This window comes from Paenibacillus tritici (assembly GCF_013204885.1).
GTDB lineage: Bacteria > Bacillota > Bacilli > Paenibacillales > Paenibacillaceae > Paenibacillus_AQ > Paenibacillus_AQ tritici.
This window is the reverse complement of sequence record NZ_JABMKX010000030.1, coordinates 25622-44615: the sequence shown is the minus strand read 5'-3', so window position 1 is coordinate 44615 and position 18994 is coordinate 25622. Positions and strand designations below refer to the sequence as shown.

The following is an 18994-nucleotide window of genomic DNA, read 5'->3' as shown; positions in this document are numbered from 1 at the left end:
ACAATAGTAGAAGCAACAAGATAGAGCGCAGCTCTGCTGCGCATAGCGATAGGGTGGAGGACTTATAGTATGATACGAACGCTTGCAGTAACACATAAGGGTGAGGTGCTGACGGATCTGCCGCTGCAGGATATAGCGCTGGATGATTATGCCTGGATCTGGGCAGATTTTGCCATGCCTTCGGAAGAGGAAACACTGGTCCTGGACACCTATTTTCATTTTCACCCGCTGGCTATTGAAGACTGTATGCATGTACTGCAGCGGCCGAAGCTGGATTATTATGAGGATGTGCAGTTCTTCGTGCTGCATTCGCTGAATGAGCGGACGCTGGAAGCGGAAGAGATTGACCTGTTCCTGAATAAGAAATTCCTGGTCTCCTACCACCACCAGGATAAGCCGGAGATGGAGGAAGCGTGGCAGATGGTCAAGGCTGAAATCCATAGCCGCCAGGGCTGGTCGGGCGGGCCGATGGCCGCTGCGTATACGGTGATGGACAAGCTGGTCGACAGGTATTTCCCGTCCCTCTATTTGCTGGAGGATGAACTCGCTGATCTGGAGAGCCAGGGCGGCAACGAATCGGTAGAGGAGCTGATGAGCCAGGTCTTCAACGTGCGCGGAAGGCTGCTGAAGCTGCGGCGGACGATTGTGCCGATGCGTGATCTGATGTACCGGATCGTCAATTCCCAGCATGTGCAGAGTAATGGAGAGGAACGCGTCTATTTCGGCGATATCTATGATCATCTGCTGAAGCTGACCGATATGATTGAAGCTGACCGGGAAATGACCGCCGATCTGCGTGACAGCTATATCTCGCTCAACTCCAACCGGATGAACTCCATTATGAAGACACTCACGGTAATTACGACGGTATTCATGCCTCTGACGCTGATCGCCGGGATCTATGGAATGAACTTCAGGGTGATGCCGGAGCTTGAATGGAAATATGGCTATTTCGTGGTGCTGCTGCTCATGCTGCTGCTGGGTATCGGGATGTTCGGCTGGTTCCGGCGGAGCGGCTGGTTTAAGTAACAGGTACAATGGGTTAAACGCCGCCGCTTAGGAACGGCGGCGTTTAACAGAGGAAGGGCCTCCGGATTTACGCTTTTTGGAGGAGGTATTGCGGCGCTTCGGAGCGGGGCGTCTTTTTTTGCGCCGTTTGGGGGTATAAAGTGCCGCATCCTCTTCAGCCGCGAGCGCACCTGCCCCGCTCTTCCCTTTGCCGAATCCGCCCATGACAAGCTTCACCATCGGAGCCATCTGCTGAAAGCTCTGCATGACTTTCTGCACCTTGCCCATAGAGTTGACGATCCCGTCAATCCCGCCCATCCGGTCAACGATTCCCTTGAACTGCTCCATATTCGCAAGGCTTCCGAGATTGCCGAGTCCGCCCAGCAGACCGCCGGGCTTCGCTGTAGCCGCTTCTGCGGCAGGGACGGCGAGTGCAGTATCGGTGACTTCAGCGCCATAGGCAGGCAGAATTTCAGCTTCGCCCTGAAGCGGAGCGGGCACATAGGCAGAGAGGCCCGGATAGGGCGACGGATTGTATGACGATGGATTGTAAGGCTCAGCCAGTGAACGGCCTTGCTTGCGGGAATGATTATAGTAATGCTCAGGCATAATATCACATTCCTTCGTTAGTGGTTTGCTATACTGTATGTCATGGGCGAACATACGGTATAGACGAATGCCCGGGTAACCGGGATACCAGCGGAAAAGGGCGGATGCCTATAGTACGGTAATGGAAGTGAAGAAACCGTGTCCATGCTTGATTTCGCGCGGTTATGTAGTACTATGATTAAAGCGGTGAAAGCTGTGAGCCGGAAGAAAAAGCTTAGCAGACCCATTTAGGGTGTGCGCCGGGGATGGACGTTTGTCCATCATTTTCACTCTTTACAGCGTGAAACCGTTAATGCTTGAAAAATGTGCTCCAGTACAATATAGTAGAGGCAAGATAGTCACAATAAGTTAATGTAGGGGATGATAGGGCGATGCAGCTAAAGAAGCTAAACGATAAAAGTATTGATCAATTATTTGAAGCCATTTTAACATTGAAAAATATGGAAGAATGTTATGTGTTCTTTGATGACTTGTGCACAGTGAACGAAATTCAATCGCTCTCGCAGCGTCTTGAAGTTGCGCGGATGCTGGGCAAGGGATCTACATATAATCAGATTGAAGCAGAAACGGGTGCCAGCACGGCGACGATCTCCCGCGTGAAGCGCTGCCTGAACTATGGCAATGACGGCTATAAGCTTACGCTGGAACGTCTGGGGCGCTAATCATGCTTCCGGGTGTATTATTGATCAGCCACGGCTCCCGTGATCAGACCTGGGTGTCGATGGTGGACGAAGCAGTAAGTCATGTAACACTCCGGGAAGACTTGCCTATGGCGGTGTCATTCCTTGAGCTGGTAGATGGACGATTGATTCAGGATGGAATAGATGAGCTGGAACATGCAGGGGTCACAGATATTATTGTGATCCCCTTGTTTGTTTCTTCCGGCAGTACGCATATTGATGAGATAGAATATGCGCTGGGTGCGAAGCCGGTTCCTGAACGCGAGACCGATCTGGAGCCGTTCAGGGTTACGGCAAGGGTTCACTACGGCTATCCGGTCGATGACGACCCCGATATTGCGCAGATGTTATGGGATAAGGTCCGCGAGCTGTCGAAGCATCCTGAGCGGGAGACTCTGCTGCTCGTCGGACACGGCAGCAGGCATGAAGGCTTCCGGCAGCGCTGGGAGCAGGGAATCTCCTCCCTTGCGGCGCGGGTACGGGAAGTAAGCGGGCTGGCTGCGGCGGATTACGGGCTGCTGAACCCGGACACTGTAAGAAGCAGAGTGCAGTACTGGCAGGAGCAGGGCCATGATGTACTGGTGGCTCCGCTCTTTTTGAGTGAGGGATACTTCACCAAGGTTGTTATTCCGCAGCGGCTGGAAGGACTGGATTATGCCTACTCCGGCCAGACGCTGCTGCCTCATCCGCTGCTGCCGCGCTGGATACAGCGGCAGGTGGAGGCGGCGCTGGAGCAGCTCATGGAGTGAGCGTTAGCCCGTTGGAAATTGAACTGAGGATAGTATGCGTCCAGTGTTCATGTTGGCCGGTGCTGCATACATATATCTATACCTTCTGCCGGTCTCTTGAGCCTTAGAGCCTGAGCGGGAGGGATAAATATATTCCTCTTAGGCTCCTTGACATTGCTTGTGGGGTCCTCAATTGGGTATAATCAGTAAAGTTATCCATTATATAAACAGGTGGCGTTCCGGTAATGAAAACTGCGAGATTGATTTATAATCCCACTTCTGGACGGGAAGAAATGAAAAGACGACTCGCCGATATTCTGGACCGGCTGGATGTGGGCGGTATTGAAGCTACCTGCCATGCAACCACGGGAGAGGGCGATGCTACGGCGGCTGTGGCTGAGGCTGTAGAACGCGGTACTTATGATCTGATCATAGCTGCCGGAGGCGACGGCACACTCAATGAGATTATCAACGGGATGGCAGAGAAGCCGAACCTTCCTCCGCTCGGCATATTGCCGCTGGGAACTACGAATGATTTCGCGCGGGCGATGGGGATTCCGAAGAATTGGGAGGATTCCTGCGACCTGATTCTGAGTCAGGAGTCACGCCTGATTGATCTCGGCAAAGCAAATGACCGTTACTTCATTAATATAGCAGGCGGCGGACAGCTGACGGAGCTTACCTATGAAGTTCCCAGCAAGCTCAAGACCATGATGGGTCAGCTCGCCTATTACCTCAAGGGGATCGAGAAGATGGCCAGCCTTGCTCCGCAGGAGCTGTACATCCGTGCGAACGGGCAAGAGATGATCCATGACGAGTTCATGCTCTTCCTGATCGCCAATACGAATTCGGTCGGCGGCTTCGAGAAGCTGGCTCCGGGTGCCAGCATTGATGACGGCCTGCTCGATGTGATCGCCGTCAAGAAATGCAACCTGGCCGAGTTCATCCGGCTGGTGCGGCTGACGATCCGCGGCGAGCACCTGAATGACAAGAAGGTTATCCATTTCCGGACCGATGCGATGGAGGTTACCTCACCTGGCCATGTCCAGTTGAACCTGGACGGTGAGCTTGGCGGCTCCCTGCCCGGCAACTTCAGCATTCTGCCGCAGCATCTGCGGATCTTCGCTAAGAATGATTAAGCAGAAGGGCAACATTAATATTTAACATTAATATTTAATAACGTTAATAGTGAAGATAATGAAAGAAGTGAACCTATACCCATGAGTAAACAACGCAGCGGGCGCAGCGCAAGCCGCCGGGAACAAGGACCGGCCTCTGCTGCCGGACTGCCAGTGAATAAGAATGACGAGGTCCTGCTGGATATTATCGGCATGACCCATGAAGGAGAAGGGGTGGGCCGCGTAGAGGGCTTTACCCTTTTTGTGCAGGGCGCGCTCCCCGGTGAGAAGGTCCGGGCCAGAGTGCTGAAGACCAAGAAGCAGTACGGCTACGCCAAACTGCTGGAGCTGGTGCAGGCCAGCCCCGACCGTATAGGGCCGCCTTGCCCGATCTATGACCAATGCGGCGGCTGCCAGCTGCAGCATATGGACTATACCGCCCAGCTGGCCTGGAAGCGCCAGCTGGTGGTGGACAACCTGCAGCGGATCGGGAAGCTGCAGGTGGCGGGTGCGGCAAGCAGAGGAGCAGTAAGCGGCAGCGCTGAGAAGGATGCGGAGCCTGCAGCGGTTGAAGGTGGTAGTGCGGGCGATGCAGGTTACCCTGCTGAGGGTATCCGCGTCCTGCCTACACTCGGCATGGACGAGCCCTGGCGCTACCGCAACAAAGCCCAGGTGCCGATTGGGGTTACGGATGGCGGTCTGGTTGGCGGATTCTACGCCCGGGGCAGTCACCGAATCATCGACATGGAGACCTGTTTGATCCAGCATGAGGACAACGACAAGGTCGTTGCCACCGTCAAGAGCCTCGGCCGTGAGCTGGGCATCACCGCCTATGATGAAGAGACCGGTCGTGGACTGCTCCGCCATGTAGTGGTGAAGAAGGCGTTCCGCACCGGTCAGATGATGCTGGTGCTGGTCACGAACGGCCGGGATATCCCGCACCTGGACGCCTGGCTCGGCAGTATCCGCGAGCAGCTTCCGGCAGTAGTCAGCATCTGCCAGAACATCAACACCCAGCGGACCAATGTCATCTTCGGCAACGATACCCGCGTATTGTGGGGCAACGAGGTCATTTACGACTACATCGGTGAGGTGCAATTCGCCATCTCGGCGCGCTCCTTCTACCAGGTGAACCCGGCCCAGACCGAGGTGCTGTATGGCAGAACTCTGGAGTATGCTGCGCTAACCGGCAAAGAGACTGTGATTGATGCGTATTGCGGCATCGGCACCATCTCCCTGTTCCTGGCCCAGCATGCGGATCAGGTGTATGGTGTAGAAATCGTGCCCGAAGCCATCGAGGACGCCCGCGCCAACGCGAAGCTGAACGGAATGAACAATGTGAAGTTCGAAGTCGGCGCTTCGGAGGATGTCATCCCGGCCTGGAAAGAGCAGGGCATCACCCCAGACGTCATCGTTGTCGATCCCCCGCGCAAGGGCTGCGACCCCAGGTTATTAGAGACAATTCTTCTGATGAAGCCGGAGCGTGTGGTGTACGTGTCGTGCAACCCATCAACCCTGGCCCGCGATTTGCGGGTGCTGGAGGATGGGGGTTACAAGACAGTGGAGGTTACGCCGGTGGATATGTTCCCGCATACGGTGCATGTGGAGTGTGTAGTGGGGATACGTCGAGTCGATACTTAGAAGCAGCAAAATGATGAAAGGCCACCTTGTAAAGCAAAATAAAGGTGGTCTTTCGTATAACAGGATAATTCACGCATAGTACTGCCTTACAGCCACAAGGGATTCAGCTAATTTCGCGTTGCGAAAGTTGAGTTATTTATTTAGATTTTTTTTGTGGAGGTATCAACAGTGATTGTAAATACAAAATTTCAGATCCCCCATATACGAAATACTATGGTATCCCGCCCGAAGCTGATGCGCAAGCTTAATGAGGGAATGGAAACCAAGCTGATGCTTGTTTCCGCGCAGGCTGGTTATGGAAAGACTACAGCTTTATGTGAATGGGTGAAACAATGCACCACACTTGTTGCGTGGGTCTCTTTAGATAAGCATGATAATGAGTGGATTTCATTTTGGAGTTGCGTAACGGCCTCCATTCAGGAGAGAATCCCTGGCTTTGGCCAAACGATTGGGTGTCTTCTTGAGAAAGGACCTTCGGAATCTTCAGAGCCTATGATTAAGGAACTTTTGCATGAATTGAATCATATAACCGGTGAACTGGTAATCATACTCGACGATTATCATTTCATTGAACTCCCCGATATTCACCAATCATTGAGCTACCTCCTGGAACATTTTCCTCCACATATTCATCTATATATCGCTAGCCGTACCGATTTGCCAATTCCTACTGCCAGACTTTTGGCGAAGGGTGAAATGCATTATATCCAAATGCATGATTTGCGCTTTGAACTGGAAGAGGGGGTTGTGTTTTTTCGAGATACAACGGATTTATCGCTAACGAAAGGGCAAGTAACCGAGTTGTTCCATCGAACTGAGGGCTGGGTCAGTGGATTGCAGCTGGCGGCAATTTCTCTGAAACGAAGTACTAATATAAAGCAGTCCATCCAGAAATTTACGGGTCAACAGCATCATATAGCCGATTACTTGTTGGAAGAAGTGTTCCTGCATCAACCGGAAACCATGCGGTCCTTTTTATTGGAAACGTCCATTTTAAGTAGAATGAACCATTCTTTATGCCAAGCAGTAACGGGTCAAATGAACAGCCAAGAACAATTGCAGAGACTGGAGCAGCTAAATTTATTCATTATACCCTTAGACGAGGAGCGGAATTGGTATCGGTATCACCATTTACTTTCCGATTTCTTGCGACAGCTAGGGTCCAGAACGGATTCGGACCAATGGATTCAAGGGCACATCCGCGCGGCGAAATGGTTGGAGAAAAAAGGGTTTGATGAGGAAGCGGTCGAGCATTATTTAGAAGGCCAACAGTATGCGGATGTTATCCGGTTGATCGAGAAAAATCCCCCTGCCTTGATGCAATCGAAGAGTGTTGCGTTGATGAGGTGGGTAACTGTTTTACCTGAAAGCGCCATTGCGGAGAAGCCGATGATCGAAATATTTTATATAGCCGTAATGATGCTAGGAGGTAAGTGGGAAGCCGCATTTCAGAGAATGGAGCAAACCAAAGTCCGGTTTGAAGCACTGCAAGGGAAATTACCGGATGTAGACTGGAACAAGGTTATGGGTAATATCTATTTCTATTGTGGTATGGCCTCTTATATCCAAAATGACTTTGTGCGAGCATCGGATTATTTGGCCCTTACAGAACGATATATGCCGGAAGGAAGCTACTTTCAGGTGATGGGGGTAAACCGGTATGAAGGGTACAGTAGGAATTATGATCAATTAACTTTAATCAAAGATCTGTATGCGGCGGAAGACTTTATTAGGAAATGGATTAAAGTATGGGAGCATAAAAATAATTATCCTTTTATTGGATACATGTACTTGGCATATATCCATTTGCTGTATGAGTGGAATCGACTGGAGGAGGCAGAATTTTACTTCGGTCAGTCATTGGGGCGCAAAGACTATCAGCCTCTTGCACGAATAAGGGTCCAATTGGGCATCGCTGCATCGCGGATTGAGCAAGCCAAAGGTAATCCAAAGCGAGCGTCCGAAATATTGGCGCAATTGAAGTCGGAAATTAATTCACCCGATTATGCTTTCTTTATTGTGAAAATCGAAACGGAACAAGCTTATCTATCTTTGCGGCAAGGCTCGCTCCAAGATGCGCTTGATTGGTTGCAGAGGTGTGGTCTTGCGCACACGGATGAGGTTTCATTGAATCTTATAGCTGAGCATCTGATTGTGGCTAGAGTGCTTGTGGCGAGCGAACGAATAGAAGCAGCGCTGTACCTGTTGGAAAGACTATATCTCTTGGTGTGCAAGGGAGACTGTCTCCGTGATCACACCAAAGTATTAATTGTGCAAAGTGTGACGCTATGGCATTCGGGTCAAACGGAGGCTGCGCTCATTCAATTGGGCACTGCTTTGGATTTGGCTAAGCCGGATGGATATATTCGTAGTTTTATTGACGAAGGTTCTGTAATGGCGGAGATGCTTAACGCATATTCAAACGTTCAGCAAGATAGCAATTTTTCTTCGGGTTTCTATGTGAAGCAATTGTTGCGCGCTATGAATGATACACCCGAGGTTGATCAATCACCGAAAGGAAAACTGACAGGGCAGGAATTTAAAATTTTTCTGCTAATGATGGATGGATTGATGAACAAGGAAATTGCGGAGCGTCTGAATATTACGGTAGATACTGTGAAATTTCATATTAAAAATATCTACAAAAAGCTTGAAGTAAACAATCGTAAACAAGCACTGCAACTTGCAAAAAAATTATAGAGGCTTGGTTAAAATGCCTATCCTTTTTGAAAACCTACCCCAGGCGGGTAGGTTTTATTTTGTTTATTTTAATTTATAGTAGAGAAGAATTTCAAATTTTGAATTTTGAAAAAAGGCGGGTGAACAATTTATGAACAAACGTTGGATTTCTTTAGTAATGTCATTAATTATTCTATTGGGAATGATCCCTACTTTTGCTAGTGCTGCTTCTACTGATAATTGGGTTAATCAGAAACCTGCTAACCTTGTTACCAGTAATCAGGACGTCTGTTACAGTAACGGCAAGTTTATGGCGGTGACTGATGAGGGAGGCATCTTAACCTCGAGTGACGGAACGAGTTGGACGCTTTTCGATCCGCGAACTACAAATAAGCTTTCTAGTATCATTTGCGATAGCGGCAAGTATGTGGTTGTGAGTAGAACTGGGAATGCATCGTCCTCTAGTGACGGAGTGAACTGGAAAACAGGCTTTACCCTCAATAATTATTTATCCCTTTGGGGCGTTAGCTATGGCAACGGCCTGTATGTGGCGGTAGGGAACAAAATTACTGAAGATAAAGGAGCCATATACACCTCTACGACGACTGGGGATCCGGACTTATGGACGGATCGCAATGTAAACAACACTTCAACACTTACGGGCGTCACCTACGGCAACCAAAAGTTTGTGGCGGTGGGAGAAAGTGGAGCGATGCTGACCTCGAGTGACGGAGTGAGCTGGACGAACCGAAATTCGGGCACTGCGGCTGATCTTAAAGGTGTCAAATACCTAAATGGTAAGTTTGTGTCTTGGGCAGTAGACGGAACAACGATATTGACCTCCGTTGACGGAGTGAGCTGGAGTATAATCACCACGTCGGGCCTTATCTGTGCGAAATGTGAAGTGGTTAATTCTGGAATCCTTCATAGTGTATCCTACGGAAATGGTACGTATGTGGGTGTGGGATCATTTAATTCTATCTATACCTCCAGTGACTTAGTGAGTTGGACGAAAAGGTATGAGGGTACGTACGGGTCTCTTAATGGCGTCACCTACGGCAACGGCACGTTTATCGCGGTAGGTAACAGAGGAGACATATTTCAAAACATTGATCTCCCGGCATACACCGTAACGTATAACGGCAATGGCAGCACGGGAGGAACCGTGCCAACGGACAGCCATTCGTACGCGCAGAATGCAGCGGTAACCGTAGTAGGCAACACGGGAAGCTTGGTGAAAACGGGCAACACCTTCATGGGTTGGAACACGGCGGCGAACGGAAGCGGCACAAACTATGCAGAAGGTGCCACGTTCAGCATGGGAGCGGCGAATGTGACGCTGTTCGCGCAGTGGACAGCCGACCCGACATACACCGTAACGTATAGCGGCAATGGCAGCACGGGAGGAACCGTGCCAACGGATAGCAATCCGTACACGAAAAATGCAACAGTAACCGTAGTAGGCAACACGGGAAGCTTGGTGAAGACGGGCAACACCTTCGCAGGTTGGAACACAGCGGCGAACGGAAGCGGCACAAGCTATGCGGAAGGTGCCACGTTCAGCATGGGAGTGGCGAATGTGACGCTGTACGCGCAGTGGACGGCCAACCCGACATATACCGTAACGTATAGCGGCAATGGCAGCACGGGAGGAGCCGTGCCAACGGACAGCAATCCGTACACGCAGAATGCAGCGGTAACCGTAGTAGGCAACACGGGAAGCTTGGTGAAGACGGGCAACACCTTCGCAGGTTGGAACACGGCGGCGAATGGAAGTGGCACAAGCTATGCGGCAAATGCCACGTTCAGCATGGGAGCGGCGAATGTGACGCTGTACGCGCAGTGGACGGCCGACCCGACATATACCGTAATGTATAGCGGCAATGGCAGCACGGGAGGAACCGTGCCAACGGACAGCCATTCGTACGCGCAGAATGCAGCGGTAACCGTATTGGGCAACACGGGAAGCTTGGAGAAGACGGGCAACACCTTCACAGGTTGGAACACGGCGGCGAACGGAAGTGGCACAAGCTATGCGGAAGGTGCCACGTTCAGCATGGGAGCAGCGAACGTGACGCTGTACGCGCAGTGGACGGCCGACCCGACATACACCGTAATGTACAACGGCAATGGCAGCACGGGAGGAACCGTGCCAACGGACAGCAATGCGTACACGCAGAATGCAGAGGTAACCGTATTGGGCAACACGGGAAGCTTGGAGAAGACGGGCAACACCTTCATGGGTTGGAACACGGCGGCGAATGGAAGTGGCACAAGCTATGCGGCGGACGCAACGTTCAGCATGGGAGCGGCGAACGTGACGCTGTACGCGCAGTGGACGGCCGACGCGACATACACCGTAACGTATAGCGGCAATGGCAGCACGGGAGGAACCGTGCCAACGGACAGCAATGCGTACACGCAGAATGCAGCGGTAACCGTATTGGGCAACACGGGAAGCTTGGTGAAGACGGGCAACACCTTCATGGGTTGGAACACGGCGGCGAATGGAAGTGGCACAAGCTATGCGGCGGACGCTACATTCAGCATGGGAGCGGCAAACGTGACGCTATACGCGCAGTGGACGGCCAACCCGGCATACACCATAACGTATAGCGGCAATGGCAGCACGGGAGGAACCGTGCCAACAGACAGCAATTCGTATTCGCAAAATGCAACAGTAACCGTAGTGGGCAACATGGGAAGCTTGGTGAAGACGGGCAACACCTTCACAGGTTGGAACACGGCGGCTGACGGAAGTGGCACAAGCTATGCGGAAGGTGCCACGTTCAGCATGGGAGCGGCGAATGTGACGCTGTACGCGCAGTGGACGACCAACCCGGCATACACCGTAACGTATGACGGCAATGGCAGCACGGGAGGAACCGTGCCAACGGATAGCAATCCGTACGCGCAAAATGCAACAGTAACCGTAGTAGGCAACACGGGAAGCTTGGTGAAAACGGGCAACACCTTCATGGGTTGGAACACGGCGGCGAATGGAAGTGGCACAAGCTATGCGGCGGACGCTACATTCAGCATGGGAGCGGCGAATGTGACGCTGTACGCGCAGTGGACGACCAACCCGTCATACACCGTAACGTATGACGGCAATGGCAGCACGGGAGGAACCGTGCCAACGGATAGCAATCCGTACACGAAAAATGCAGTGGTAACCGTAATAGGAAACACGGGAAGCTTGGCGAAGACGGGTAACACCTTCGCAGGTTGGAACACGGCGGCGAACGGAAGTGGCACAAGTTATGCGGCGGACGCTACATTCAGCATGGGAGCGGCGAATGTGACGCTGTACGCGCAGTGGACGGCCGACCCGGCATACACCGTAACGTATAGCGGCAATGGCAGCACGGGAGGAACCGTGCCAACGGATAGCCATTCGTACGCGCAAAATGCAGCGGTAACGGTATTGGGCAACACGGGAAGCTTGGAGAAGACGGGCAACACGTTCGCAGGTTGGAACACGGCGGCGAATGGAAGTGGCACAAGCTATGCGGAAGGTGTCACGTTCAGCATGGGAGCGGCGAATGTGACGCTGTACGCGCAGTGGACAGCGGACCCGACATACACCGTAACGTATAACGGCAATGGCAGCACGGGAGGAACCGTGCCAACGGATAGCCATTCGTACGTGCAAAATGCAATGGTAACCGTAGTAGGCAATACGGGAAGCTTGGTGAAGACGGGCAACACGTTCGCAGGTTGGAACACAGCGGCGAATGGAAGTGGCACAAGCTATGCGGCAAATGCAACGTTCGACATGGGAGCAGCGAACGTGACACTGTACGCGCAGTGGACAGTTAGCCCTGGTGGCGGTAGCGGTAGCGGTGACGGTACTGGCAGTGGAGGTGGAGGTGGCATCCCTACACTACCAGATAACAGCAAAGTAATCTCAGTAAATGGTGAATTATCGCTTCCCGCAGGCAGAATGGGTAAGGTTAGTTTGGGAGATGCAATCACAATAGATATTCCGGCAAATGCAACGGACAAAGAACTGAAATTAACGATTAAACAACTTACTGGAACTCAAGATCTTCTAACGGATGAAGACGTTCTGGCTAGTCCGATCTTCGAGATTCTGAAAAATTTCTCGGAGAATTTCAGTAAACCGGTAACACTGACTTTTAAGTTTGATCCGACAAAATTGAGCGGTAATCAAAGAGCAGCTGTGTTCTATTATGATGAAGTGCAGAAGAAATGGGTGGAAGTTGGCAGTGTTGTTAGGGGGAATCAGATTACCGCAGCAGTAACCCAATTTACAAAATTTGCGGTAATGGTTGTAGGGCAAGCGGCAAGTGAGCCAAAACCAACGATTAACTTTAGCGATATATCCGCACACTGGGCGAAGGCAAGCATCAACCAAGCGGTAAGCAGCGGAATCGTCACTGGTTATCAGGACAGCACGTTTAAGCCGGACAAAACCGTGACTCGTGCGGAATTTGCCGTCATGCTGATGAATGCACTGAAGACGCAAGGAGCGGGAGCGGCGCTGACGTTCACAGATACAGCGAAGATCGGAAGCTGGGCGCAGATAGCGGTCGCGCAAGCGGTGCAAGCAGGCATTATTAATGGCTATGAGGACGGTACTTTCCGTCCAGCCGGGGAAATTACACGTGCAGAGATGGCAGTGATCATTGCAGGTGCTTTGGGTAAATATAGCGAAGCGAATGTCACGGCAACTAGCTTCGCAGACGACAAGGACATTCCAGCGTGGGCAAAAGCTGCGGTTGCTTATGTAAAGCAAACAAGCATCGTGCAAGGGAAAGGCGGCAATAAATTTGCTCCTGAGGATCATGCAACAAGAGCAGAGGCCGTAACGGTTCTGCTGAACATGCTGGCTCAAAAGAGCAAGTAAAGTGAAAATTGTTAACCCAAACTGATTTTTAGAACTAAATAACAAGGGTTATCCTTAAAGCGGTTCAATTAACTGCTGCTGCTTAGGGGATAGCCCTTGCCTTAATATACATGACTTGGACATTTCAAATGCTTAAATTTTAAAATTGTTGACAATTGGTATATTTGCAATTTATACTAAACATATCCATTTAAGGGTGTCATTCACCGTAGATAAGTAGAGCATTTTCAGCAGGGCTTTATCGCTTGGGAAAATGCTTTTTTCTGCTTTTCATTCCTGCACCGAGTCATATTCCACATTGTCCATCGTTTTGAGATTATTCTCCTTCACACTCACTTTCACTTACTCATTACTGAATATCACCATGTATGCTATCCTCTCTAATCAGCCTTTCTAAAAGATTATCTACTGGAGGAAACCTGATGTCTAAATCAATAGAATTTATCTTGAGAGATGAAATTTTTGCTGAGCTTGACATCAAGTATCCAGATGACCACGATACCCCTTTGTTGGATCAAGGGATCGATTCGGCGGGCTTCATCAAGCTTATTGTTTCAATGGAATCGAAGTTTAATATCTCGATCCCTGATGAGGATCTGTTGTTTGAGAAGTTCTCCACGGCTGGATTAATCCTTAATTATTTGACCGAGAAAACGATATGATGACTATCATTCAACGTTTATTCATGGAGGCTTGTGAGCGCAAGGATCATATTATCCTTCAAGATCTGAAGCAGCAGTGGACTTATGCGGAAGTGATGACAGAAGCATACTTAATTGCTTTATATATCCAAAAGAACTTTGAGCTTGAGGCCGGAAGTCATCTTGCAGTTTACACAAATAATGAGCCCTTGTTCATTACTGCGGCGCTTGGCATTCAGTTCAGCGGTCATGTACTAATACCGGTTCCTTACTCGGCATCCAAAACTGAGATTGAAAATATTCTAAATGCCAGTGACGCCAAGCTGGTTATCAGCAAATATGCACAGCCTGCGGGTTTAAATTGCCATATTTATTGGGTTACCGCTCAGGATTTCTCGCAGGAACCGGTGCCTTCGTTTGAAGCAATCTCGCTCACGAATCCGTCCGATCCCAATTCATGTGCGATTCTCCTTCCTACATCGGGCACAACCGGACAATCTAAAATCGTTATGTTATCCCATGGGAATGTATTAACGAATGCGTTGGCACATGGCAGAAAGGCGGGTTATACGGATCAAGATTCGTTTCTTGTAACGATGCCCGTTCATTTCAGTTCTACGATTGTCACGCAATTGATTTCTTGCATGCTATTTGGAACCCGAATTAGGCTTATCAGCTTGCCCTTGCTGCCGCGTACAGCGTTTAGACTGTTTCAGGATAAGGCGGTCACGGCATTCTCAGCGGTGCCTACGCAATTGATGCACTTTGTTTCTGATTATCATCAGACCACCAACTGGAGTGCCTTTGATTCCATTGAATTTATTGTGATAAGCGGTGCGCCGATTCCCGCGAGATTAGTAGACAATCTTCAGACTGTATTTCCTCAAGCGGACATTATTCAAACCTACGGATTGACAGAAGCTTCTCCGCGGGTGAGCATGATGGACCGGGGAGACCGCTGCTTATCCTGTGGATCACCCATCAGTGACGTTTCTATTCGGCTTGTTGACGAAGATGAGAATGAGGTTGAAGGAGCTGCTGCCGGAGAAATTTGGGTCAAGGGCCCAAATGTGATGCTCGGTTATTATAACAACCCGGAGTTAACGAACGTTACCATTGTTGATGGTTGGTTAAAGACAGGAGATTTGGGATATTGGAATGAATCAGGGTGTCTCATCATCACAGGCAGAAAGAAGAATATCATTATATCCGGCGGTATCAATATCTATCCGGAAGAAATCGAGGAGTTTTTATATGGCGTGAAAGAAGTGGAGGAAGTCATGGTTGTTGGTGTGCCCGATGATCTATTAGGCGAAGTACCCATCGCCTTTCTGAAAGTTAGTGAAGAATGTCTGGTTGATATAGAGGCGCTGACCAAACATTGCAACTTGTATTTGTCCTCGTATAAGGTGCCTAGGCAATGGAGGATTATCAATGAAATTCCAAAAACAAAAACAGGAAAACTGGACAGGGCAAGTACGAAGCACATATTGCTAAAGGAGTAGGGGTGAACGAAAAGTTGAAGAATACAACTCAAACCTTGGGCAGCGGAATATTGCCGGTAAGTTATCCGATGATTACAACCTATACGCAGCATGCGCATCTCTTGTCCATACTTACCCATTACGAGTGCGCACACCCATGGATATTCAGCAATTATATTCAATTATTTATTAACAAAGATTATAAACATAATTGGGGAGATTTTTATTTCCCTCTGACTTATGAGCTGCGGCCTTCAGATGCATGCAAGTGGATTACTACTCAGAAGATACATAGGGATACTGTAACAGCTAAATGGGACTCTGTTATTCATTTTATTATAGAAAATATTAATGCTAATCATTATATCCACACCATGGTGAATTATTTCAACGTGCCCCTAAGCGATCGATATCATAGACTCCATTTGCATCATGACATATTTGTTTACGGCTATGACTTAAATAGAGAGATATTGTATGTTTCCGATTTCTTTAAGAACGGCGTTTATAGTCAAGCTGAGATATCATTTGCCGATTTCAATCTTGCGTTCAACACTAATCATCTAACAACCAATCATGATTATCTAAGAGAAATGGTGTATCTGTATACATTCAATGATCAATATCAGGATAAATTCAGTGCAGATACCCTAGTGAATTCTATAAGAAACTATTTTACTAAAAAAACGCCGGAATATTGGGAGATGTTCAACTATGGGGGCGACAGGGATAATCTTGACTTTGGCATGCAAATATACACAACTCTATTTAATTATGTGAAAGAGACCTCAGAAAATAAGTCTAAGCTTGATATCAGACCCTTTCATTTACTTTATGATCATAAGAAGATAATGACGCTGAGACTCAAGTATTTGTACGATAACCGGCATCTTATTCATTTAAATCAAGAGCATATTGATGAATTCACAGCCATTGAAGTTAAGGCGAAGATCCTTGTGAATGTAGCGTTTAAATATAATTTGACAAGGGATATGAGTATTTCAGAAAGCTTATATAGGCTGATAACGAATATTGAAAATGAAGAATCAATATTCCTTGAACGATGGCTCAAGAAGGTAAGCATTCCGAAGCCGGTGGTGTTCTAGGTATTACATATGGAGGGAGTGATGCTGGGATTATAATCATTGCGATACAGCGTATTGAATAAGCTCCAGGGGGGATCTTTATATTCATTGTATTAACAGGAGTCGCAGGCTTCATTGGTTCCAACCTTGCCGAGAGGCTGCTGCGGGAAGGCCATACCGTTATCGGTGTCGATAATTTTCTGACCGGGTCCACTGTCAACATGGACAATCTCTTACGGTCGCCAAATTTCAAGTTTATCGAGCATGACGTCATTCATCCGCTCGCCGTTGAAGGCCCGGTCGATTGGGTGATGCATTTCGCAAGTCCTGCCAGCCCGCCCAAATATTTGTCCTATCCGATCGAAACGATGAGGGTCAACAGCGAAGGAACGATGCATCTGCTGCATCTGGCCAATGAAAAGCAGGCCGCTTTTTTCCTGGCTTCAACAAGCGAGATCTACGGTGACCCAACCGTTCACCCTCAGCCGGAGAACTATTATGGCAACGTGAATTCGATTGGAGCAAGAAGCTGCTACAACGAATCGAAGCGGTATGCAGAGGCGATCACCTACTGGATGAACAGGAAATACGGCATACCGGTAAGGGTCATTCGAATCTTCAATACATTCGGCCCGAAGATGGATTTATATGACGGACGTGTCATTACCAATTTCATTAATCAAATCATGTCCAAGCAAAACCTTACGATTTATGGCGACGGCAGACAGACGAGAAGCTTTCAGTATATCGACGATTTGCTGGAAGGGATTATAAGACTGCTGGGCACCACGTATGAACAGCCAGTCAATTTGGGGAATCCGCAGGAAGTCACCATACTTGAAGTCGCCCAAGTCTTGAAGGAGCTCATGAAATCCAACGCGCAGATCGAGTTTCTCCCGCTGCCGGAAGACGATCCTAGGAGAAGGAAGCCGGATATTACCCTATCAAGGACGATTATGGACTGGGAACCGGCGATCGGTTTGCATGATGCACTCGCTAGAACGATCCATTATTACCAAGGTCAATATATCCATTAAACGGGAGGTACCTATGCAAGAACAGATCATAGCGATTATAAGCGAAATCAAGGACGACGCCCAGCTGGCAAACCGCTTGAACGAGCATTCCAGCATCATGGAAGACGGGGGACTCGACTCGTTACAGCTAATTACTTTCTTATTAAAGGTGGAAGAGCGTTTCGATATTGAAATCGATTTTGAACAATTCGACTTCGATTTTTTGGAGTCGGTTACAACCTTCTGCAATTATATCTCGGAGCTGCAGAAGACGGCATCTGTATGAACGATAGACGCAAGGGTGTCCGGGAGTTTATGGGTAAGCGGAAAGTAACGATTCTATGCTCGGGTTTCGGTCTGGGTTTCTATATTCCCGGCCTATTAGCTGCAAGCGCATTCAAGAAGAGGGATATCGCGACGGAAGTGCTCGTGTTCGAAAGCTATCTGGAGCAAGACAAAAGGGATCATATTGCAGACAGCAGGAAGGCTTACCACAATAATTTCGCACTTGCCAATTTTTCGGCCCGAATGCCGATGGATATCCGGAGCAGCCTTGATGATGCCCAGGTAGAGCTATTGCTGGAGGCGTGGAAAGCGGAAGAACGGTACGAATTCATATCGCTATCCGGACACTGGGGTTATATTCTGGATTTGTACAGGGAGAAGATGCTGCCGAATCCAATTCATGTAGACCTGCTCTACGTCGATTCAGATCTGGCCCCGTCTTGGAAGAGCCTGAAGAAGTTTCATCCCCGGTATGACGAGCATTATTACAATGCTTGTCTCTATGACACCGATAAGATGGCGATCCGATACGAAATCCCGGTTCTTTCTGGTACGCCAATCCCCTTCGAATCAAGGAAGCGGCGGCTTGTTGTTCATGGCGGCGGCTGGGGGATGGGCACTTATCAAAGTAAAGTTCCGGAGCTTGCCAGCCATAACTATGGACTTGATATCGTAGCTTACGACTGGAAGGAAGCGAAGCCCGATCCCGATCACCGGTATTGGATGAACGATCCGGATTGGTGTTCATGGGTGAAGAGCGGAAGCGGCCTGCACGAGTTCCCGCCATACATTGAAGTAGCGGGAGAAGATACGAAATCATACGCCGCTAAGGCTGATCATCATTGGTTATTTGACGTCGCTTCGGAGGCGATGGCTATCGTGGCCAAGCCGGGAGCGGGCACATTAATCGACTCGCTTGCATCCGAAACCCCTCTTATTCTGCTGGAGCCGTTCGGCAGTCATGAGCTTAGCAATCTGGAATTGTGGGAGTCGCTTGGGTTCGGAATACGCTACGAGAAGTGGCGGGAGATGGATTTTTCCGTAGATGTCCTTAAGGAGATGCATCAGGCGATCAGGAACAGGCCCGGAGAACGGACGAATTATGTGGATTATTATTGTTCGAGAGTCGCGTTAATGATGAGGTAAG

General features: G+C 49.3%; 14 protein-coding genes. 13 read left to right on the top strand and 1 reads right to left on the bottom strand.

What is annotated here, in order from left to right:
- The first annotated feature begins 69 nt into the window (after window positions 1-69).
- A complete protein-coding gene (corA, locus tag HQN87_RS30925) occupies window positions 70-1029 on the top strand; it encodes a magnesium/cobalt transporter CorA (RefSeq protein WP_173141014.1) in 960 nt (319 codons plus the stop codon).
- Between the two features lie 27 nt (window positions 1030-1056).
- On the opposite strand, the gene HQN87_RS30920 is transcribed toward corA, so the two are convergent.
- Window positions 1057-1617, bottom strand: coding sequence for a tyrosine protein kinase (locus HQN87_RS30920; protein ID WP_173141012.1), 561 nt, complete (start codon window positions 1615-1617; stop codon window positions 1057-1059).
- A gap of 371 nt (window positions 1618-1988) precedes the next feature.
- Here HQN87_RS30920 and HQN87_RS30915 point away from each other — a divergent pair, with 371 nt between their 5' ends.
- The 12 genes from HQN87_RS30915 to HQN87_RS30860 all read left to right on the top strand — a co-directional run bounded on the left by HQN87_RS30915 (window position 1989) and on the right by HQN87_RS30860 (window position 18993).
- Window positions 1989-2279, top strand: a complete 291-nt coding sequence (locus tag HQN87_RS30915; RefSeq protein WP_019913624.1) for a YerC/YecD family TrpR-related protein — start codon at window positions 1989-1991, stop codon at window positions 2277-2279.
- 2 nt (window positions 2280-2281) lie between these two features.
- Entirely contained in the window at window positions 2282-3046 is a 765-nt protein-coding gene (locus HQN87_RS30910) for a sirohydrochlorin chelatase (protein ID WP_173141010.1), read from the top strand.
- A 224-nt stretch (window positions 3047-3270) separates the two neighbouring features.
- Entirely contained in the window at window positions 3271-4164 is an 894-nt protein-coding gene (locus tag HQN87_RS30905) for a diacylglycerol kinase (RefSeq protein ID WP_173141008.1), read from the top strand.
- Between the two features lie 81 nt (window positions 4165-4245).
- Entirely contained in the window at window positions 4246-5784 is a 1539-nt protein-coding gene (gene rlmD, locus HQN87_RS30900; protein ID WP_173141006.1) for a 23S rRNA (uracil(1939)-C(5))-methyltransferase RlmD, read from the top strand.
- Window positions 5785-5952: 168 nt separating this feature from the next.
- A complete protein-coding gene (locus HQN87_RS33160) occupies window positions 5953-8484 on the top strand; it encodes a winged helix-turn-helix domain-containing protein (protein ID WP_173141005.1) in 2532 nt (843 codons plus the stop codon).
- 451 nt (window positions 8485-8935) lie between these two features.
- Window positions 8936-13336 carry an InlB B-repeat-containing protein gene (locus HQN87_RS30890; RefSeq protein WP_173141003.1) on the top strand — a complete coding sequence of 1467 codons (4401 nt, stop codon included), beginning with the start codon at window positions 8936-8938 and terminating at the stop codon, window positions 13334-13336.
- A 422-nt stretch (window positions 13337-13758) separates the two neighbouring features.
- The gene (locus HQN87_RS30885) at window positions 13759-13998 is read left to right on the top strand and encodes a phosphopantetheine-binding protein (protein ID WP_173141001.1); all 240 of its coding nucleotides are present in this window, start codon (window positions 13759-13761) and stop codon (window positions 13996-13998) included.
- Entirely contained in the window at window positions 13995-15482 is a 1488-nt protein-coding gene (locus HQN87_RS30880) for a class I adenylate-forming enzyme family protein (protein ID WP_173140999.1), read from the top strand. The genes HQN87_RS30885 and HQN87_RS30880 overlap by 4 nt, the downstream gene beginning before the upstream one ends.
- Window positions 15483-15484: 2 nt before the next feature.
- On the top strand, window positions 15485-16567 hold the full coding sequence (locus HQN87_RS30875; RefSeq protein ID WP_173140997.1) for a hypothetical protein: 1083 nt from the start codon (window positions 15485-15487) through the stop codon (window positions 16565-16567).
- Between the two features lie 74 nt (window positions 16568-16641).
- Complete coding sequence (locus HQN87_RS30870; RefSeq protein WP_367272845.1) at window positions 16642-17583, top strand: NAD-dependent epimerase/dehydratase family protein; 942 nt, start codon at window positions 16642-16644, stop codon at window positions 17581-17583.
- 13 nt (window positions 17584-17596) lie between these two features.
- Window positions 17597-17848, top strand: coding sequence for an acyl carrier protein (locus HQN87_RS30865; RefSeq protein ID WP_173140995.1), 252 nt, complete (start codon window positions 17597-17599; stop codon window positions 17846-17848).
- Entirely contained in the window at window positions 17845-18993 is a 1149-nt protein-coding gene (locus HQN87_RS30860) for a UDP-glucuronosyltransferase (protein ID WP_254075740.1), read from the top strand. The genes HQN87_RS30865 and HQN87_RS30860 overlap by 4 nt, the downstream gene beginning before the upstream one ends.
- Window position 18994: the final 1 nt, after the last annotated feature.